Source organism: Burkholderia sp. HMSC10F09 (assembly GCF_001806955.1).
Lineage (GTDB): Bacteria > Pseudomonadota > Gammaproteobacteria > Burkholderiales > Burkholderiaceae > Burkholderia > Burkholderia multivorans.
The window spans coordinates 1-5,513 of sequence record NZ_KV786605.1; the positions used below are offsets into that span (position 1 = coordinate 1).

Sequence of the window (5,513 nt, forward strand, 5' to 3'; positions counted from 1 at the left end):
CAAACCCTCCACGGTTTCCTGCGATGAACCTTTTTCTTTGCGCCGCGCAGCGGGCGCGGCAGACGCGCACGCTTACTTCGTGTTCACGTTCGCGGCGGCAACGGCCGTCATGTTGATGATCCGGCGCACGGTCGCGGCCGGCGTCAGGATGTGGACCGGCTTCGCCGCGCCGAGCAGGAACGGGCCGACCGTCACGCCTTCGCCGCCGACCATCTTCAGCAGGTTGTACGCGATGTTCGCCGCTTCGACGTTCGGCATGATCAGCAGGTTCGCTTCGCCCGACAGCGTCGTGCCCGGGAACGCGGCCTTGCGGACCGCTTCGGACAGCGCGGCGTCGCCGTGCATTTCACCGTCGACCTCGAGGTTCGGCGCACGTTCGACAATCAGCTTGCGGGCCTCGGCCATCCGGCGCGACGACGCCGACGGCGCGCTGCCGAAGTTCGAGTTCGACAGCAGCGCGGCCTTCGGCACGATCCCGAAGCGCTCGATCTCGGCCGCGGCCTGGATCGTCATGTCGGCGAGCTGTTCGGCGCTCGGCAGTTCGTTCACGTACGTGTCGCAGACGAACAGGTTGCGGCCCGGCAGCATCAGCAGGTTCATCGCCGCGAAGTGCTCGGCGCCCTTCGCGCGGCCCAGCACCTGCTCGATGAACTTCAGGTGGCTGTGGTACGTGTCGATCATCCCGCAGATCATCCCGTCCGCATCGCCCAGGTGCACGAGCATCGCGCCGATCAGCGTGTTGAACTTGCGCAGCGCGGCCTTCGCGACTTCCGGCGTCACGCCGTCGCGCGCGCCGATCTCGTGATACGCCTGCCAGTAGCGGTGGTAGCGCGTGTCGTCTTCCGGATTGACGATCTCGAAATCGACGCCCGCCTTCAGCTTCGAGCCGATCTTCGCGAGGCGCATCTCGACGACCGACGGACGGCCGATGATGATCGGCTTCGCGATCTTCTCGAGCAGCACGAACTGCGCGGCGCGCAGCACGCGCTCGTCCTCGCCCTCGGCAAACACGATGCGTGCCGCGGCCTTCTTCGCGGTCGCGAACACCGGGCGCATCACCATGCCCGTGCGGTACACCGTTGCGCCCAGTTGTTCGCGGTACGCGTCCATGTCCTGAATAGGACGCGTCGCGACGCCCGAATCCATCGCGGCCTGCGCGACGGCCGGCGCGATCTTGATGATCAGGCGCGGATCGAACGGCTTCGGAATCAGGTATTCCGGCCCGAATTCGAGAGAATGGCCTTCATACGCCTTCGCGACTTCCTCGCTCTGGTCGGTTTCCTGCGCCAGCTCCGCAATCGCGCGCACGCAGGCGAGCTTCATCTCTTCCGTGATCGTCGTCGCGCCGACGTCGAGCGCGCCGCGGAAGATGAACGGGAAGCACAGCACGTTGTTGACCTGGTTCGGGTAGTCCGAACGGCCGGTCGCGACGATCGCGTCCGGGCGCACGGCCTTCGCGTCTTCCGGGCGGATTTCGGGCTCCGGGTTCGCGAGCGCGAGGATCAGCGGCTTGTCGGCCATCGCCTTGACCATGTCCTGCTTCAGCACGCCTGCGCTCGAGCAGCCGAGGAACACGTCCGCGCCGACGATCGCGTCGGCGAGCGTGCGCGCGTCGGTCGTCGCCGCGTAGCGCTGCTTCGACGGATCGAGATTGCCGCGCCCTTCGTAGATCACGCCCTTCGAGTCGGTCACGAGGATGTTCGACTTCGTGAGCCCGAGGTTCACGAGCAGGTCCAGACACGCGATCGCCGCGGCGCCGGCGCCCGAGCACACGAGCTTCACGTCCGCGAGGTTCTTGCCGACGACCTTCAGGCCGTTCAGGATCGCGGCCGAGGCGATGATCGCGGTACCGTGCTGGTCGTCGTGGAAGACGGGAATCTTCATGCGCTCGCGCAGCTTCTGCTCGATGTAGAAGCATTCCGGCGCCTTGATGTCCTCGAGATTGATGCCGCCGAGCGTCGGCTCGAGCATCGCGATCGCTTCGACGAGCTTGTCGGGGTCGGATTCCGAGAGTTCGATGTCGAATACGTCGATGCCGGCGAACTTCTTGAACAGGCAGCCCTTGCCTTCCATCACCGGCTTCGCGGCCAGCGGGCCGATGTTGCCGAGCCCGAGCACGGCCGTGCCGTTCGTCACGACGCCGACGAGGTTGCCGCGCGACGTGTATTTCTGCGCGTCGAGCGGATCGGCGTGGATCGCCTCGCACGCGGCCGCGACGCCCGGCGAATACGCGAGCGAGAGGTCGAGCTGGTTCGACAGCGGCTTGGTCGGCGTGACCGAAATCTTGCCGGGTTTCGGGTTCTGGTGATAGGCGAGAGCGGCCTGCTTCAGTTGTTCGTCCATGATTGACCTGCGAGAGACATGCGAAATGTTGACGGTCCGGTACACAGCACCTTGAGCCGCGTCTGCGTGAATCGAGGGGATGGTCGACTGCGAGACGGCCGCGGCGCGCCGGATCGGCACGCCCTCGAACCTTGGCGGGTGGCAAGAAGCAGATGCAAAGTACGGAACGATTTCTAAGGGTCGCCTAGTGTACACCCCCGAGAATGACGCGCGTTGCTGCGCCACGGCATGCCCGCCATCAGCCGCCGGCGCGGGCGGCCCACTTGTTTCACCGGTGGCGAGCAGTCGGGCGAACCTGCGCGAATTCCGCCGAAAACCGCCCTGAATCGGGTAAAATTGCGGGCTACGCGCGCAGCGGTGCGATCGGCCTCCCGGTCGCGCCCGGCTCCCGGCCGGGTTCCCCTTGCTGCGCCACCGGGCCCGCGCCCGCTCCTCGCTCATCACCCAAGGAATGCCCATGACAGGCTACGATCGTCAGTCGATCTCGGATACGACCGCCAAAATCCTGCTCGAAGTGCAGGCGGTGCACTTCAACGCCGAAAAACCGTTCATCTTCACGTCGGGCTGGGCGAGCCCCGTCTATATCGACTGCCGCAAGCTGATCTCGTATCCGCGCGTGCGTCGTGCGCTGATGGAAATGGCGGAAACGACGATCATGCGCGACGTCGGCTTCGAGCAGATCGATGCGGTGGCGGGCGGCGAGACGGCCGGCATCCCGTTCGCGGCGTGGATCGCCGACCGGATGATGCTGCCGATGCAGTACGTGCGCAAAAAGCCGAAGGGTTTCGGCCGCAACGCGCAGATCGAGGGTCATCTGGAAGAAGGCTCGCGCGTGCTGCTCGTCGAGGATCTGACGACCGACAGCCGCAGCAAGATCAACTTCGTGAACGCGCTGCGCACAGCCGGCGCGAAGGTCAATCACTGCTTCGTGCTGTTCCACTACAACATCTTCAAGGAAAGCGTGTCGGTCCTGAAGGACATCGACGTCGACCTGCACGCGCTCGCGACCTGGTGGGACGTGCTGCGCGTCGCGAAGGCATCGGGCTACTTCGAGACGAAGACGCTCGACGAAGTCGAGAAATTCCTGCACGCGCCGGCCGAGTGGTCGGCCGCGCACGGCGGCGCGACGGGCGCCCAGGAGTAATGCTGCGCCGGCGTCGATGCCGGTACGCCGCACGCACGAACCGCTCGCGATCGCGAGCGGTTTTTTTTCGTCCGTACGTGCCGTGCGTCACGGCGTGGCATCCGCTTCGTGCATCCAACCCCGAATGCTAGACTTCATGCGTCGCCGCCTGCCCTTGCGCCGGCCACGCACACACCAACAATGCCGGGCCGCTCGGCCCGCGCCACGTGACGGGAGAAGCGCCATATGCGTGTCGATCGCCGGATCGCTCCGCCTGCGCCATCGGGTCGTCCGCGTGCGTTCGTCGTCACCGCCGCCTGCGCGATGCTGGCCTGCGCGTTCGCGCATGCGCAAGCGCCGTTCACCGTATCGAGCGACGATCTGACGCCGGGCGGCCGCGTCGGCACCGCGAACCTGTTCGATCGCGGCGACTGCAAGGGCGAGAACCGTTCGCCGCAGCTGAGCTGGCGCAATCCGCCGCCCGGCACGCGAGGCTACGCCGTCACGATGTTCGACCCAGACGCGCCGGGCCGCGGCTGGTGGCACTGGGCCGTGACCGGCATTCCGCGTACCGTCACGAGCCTGCCGGCCGACGCGAGCGCGTCCGGGTTCCTGCGGCGCATCGGGGCGAGCGAGGCGCGCAACGACTTCGGCACCGACGGCTACGGCGGCCCGTGCCCGCCGCCCGGCAGGCCGCATCGCTACGTGATCACCGTCTATGCGCTGAAGGCGACGGACCTGCGCGTCGCGCAAGGCCGGCCGGCGCCGATGTTCGAGCACGAAATCGGCACGGAGACGATCGGCACCGCGCGGCTCGTCGTCCGCTACGGACAGTGACGCATCCGATGCCTTTCCGTCATGTCGGCTCGCTAGACTGCGTCTTGCCGCTTCGGGCGGCACGCCGCGCGGCGGTGACGGCGCCTGCGCGCCGCGCAGGCCGCTTTTTTTCCCCGGTGCGCTGCAGGTGCAGCGGATGACGTCTTAAAATGTCGGTTTTCGGGCCGCGGCGCCCCCGTTTCAGTGAGAGCGAAATGAGCACCAAAGTTTTTGTCGACGGTCAGGAAGGCACGACCGGCCTGAAGATCTTCGAATACCTGTCGGCGCGCAACGACATCGAAATCCTGCGGATCGACGAAGAGAAGCGCAAGGACGTCGACGAACGCCGCCGCCTGATCAACGCGTCCGACGTCACGTTCCTGTGCCTGCCCGACGTCGCGTCGCGCGAATCGGCGTCGCTCGTCGAGAATCCGGCCACGACGCTGATCGACGCGAGCACCGCATTCCGCACGCATGCCGACTGGGCGTACGGGCTGCCGGAACTCGCGCGCGGCCAGCGCGAGAAGATCCGCACGTCGAAGCGCATCGCGGTGCCGGGCTGCCACGCGTCGGCTTTCGTGCTCGCGATGCGCCCGCTCGTCGAGGCCGGCATCGTCGCACCGACGTTCGCCGCGCACAGCTATTCGATCACGGGCTATAGCGGCGGCGGCAAGTCGATGATCGCCGACTACGAGAACGCGGCGCCGGGCGGCAAGCTCGCGAGCCCGCGCGCGTATGCACTGGGCCTCACGCACAAGCACCTGCCCGAGATGGCCGCCCATACGGGCCTCGCGAACCCGCCGATCTTCACGCCGATCGTCGGCCCGTTCCTGAAGGGCCTCGCGGTGACGACGTACTTCACGCCCGAGCAGCTCGCGAAGCGCGCGACGCCGCAGGACGTGCAGCGCGTGTTCGCCGAGTACTACGCGGACGAACCGTTCGTGCGCGTCGCACCGTTCAACGCGGATGCGAACCTCGACGGCGGCTTCTTCGACGTGCAGGCGAACAACGACACGAACCGCGTCGACCTGTTCGTATTCGGCAACGAAGAGCGCTTCGTGACCGTCGCGCGACTCGACAACCTCGGCAAGGGGGCGTCGGGCGCCGCGATCCAGTGCATGAACATCAACATCGGCGCAGCCGAGGACACGGGCCTCAAGCGCTGATCGTCATCGCACGCGATGCAAAGCCGGCCGTTGGCCGTAATGCCGTTCAGTTAAGCAACTGAACG

General features: G+C 66.6%; 4 protein-coding genes. 3 read left to right on the forward strand and 1 reads right to left on the reverse strand.

Translation table 11 applies throughout. The features are described from left to right. Positions 1-72: 72 nt before the first annotated feature. Positions 73-2,343: an NADP-dependent malic enzyme gene (locus tag HMPREF3115_RS07080; protein WP_006408265.1), complete on the reverse strand. Its 2,271-nt coding sequence runs from the start codon at positions 2,341-2,343 to the stop codon at positions 73-75. A gap of 457 nt (positions 2,344-2,800) precedes the next feature. Here HMPREF3115_RS07080 and HMPREF3115_RS07085 point away from each other — a divergent pair, with 457 nt between their 5' ends. The 3 genes from HMPREF3115_RS07085 (at position 2,801) to argC (ending at position 5,448) form a co-directional block, all read left to right on the forward strand. Continuing rightward, positions 2,801-3,487, forward strand: coding sequence for an orotate phosphoribosyltransferase (locus tag HMPREF3115_RS07085; RefSeq protein ID WP_006401311.1), 687 nt, complete (start codon positions 2,801-2,803; stop codon positions 3,485-3,487). A gap of 225 nt (positions 3,488-3,712) precedes the next feature. Further along, on the forward strand, positions 3,713-4,303 hold the full coding sequence (locus tag HMPREF3115_RS07090) for a YbhB/YbcL family Raf kinase inhibitor-like protein (RefSeq protein WP_006408263.1): 591 nt from the start codon (positions 3,713-3,715) through the stop codon (positions 4,301-4,303). A 194-nt stretch (positions 4,304-4,497) separates the two neighbouring features. Beyond that, positions 4,498-5,448: an N-acetyl-gamma-glutamyl-phosphate reductase gene (gene argC, locus HMPREF3115_RS07095; RefSeq protein ID WP_053296718.1), complete on the forward strand. Its 951-nt coding sequence runs from the start codon at positions 4,498-4,500 to the stop codon at positions 5,446-5,448. Positions 5,449-5,513 lie beyond the last annotated feature (65 nt).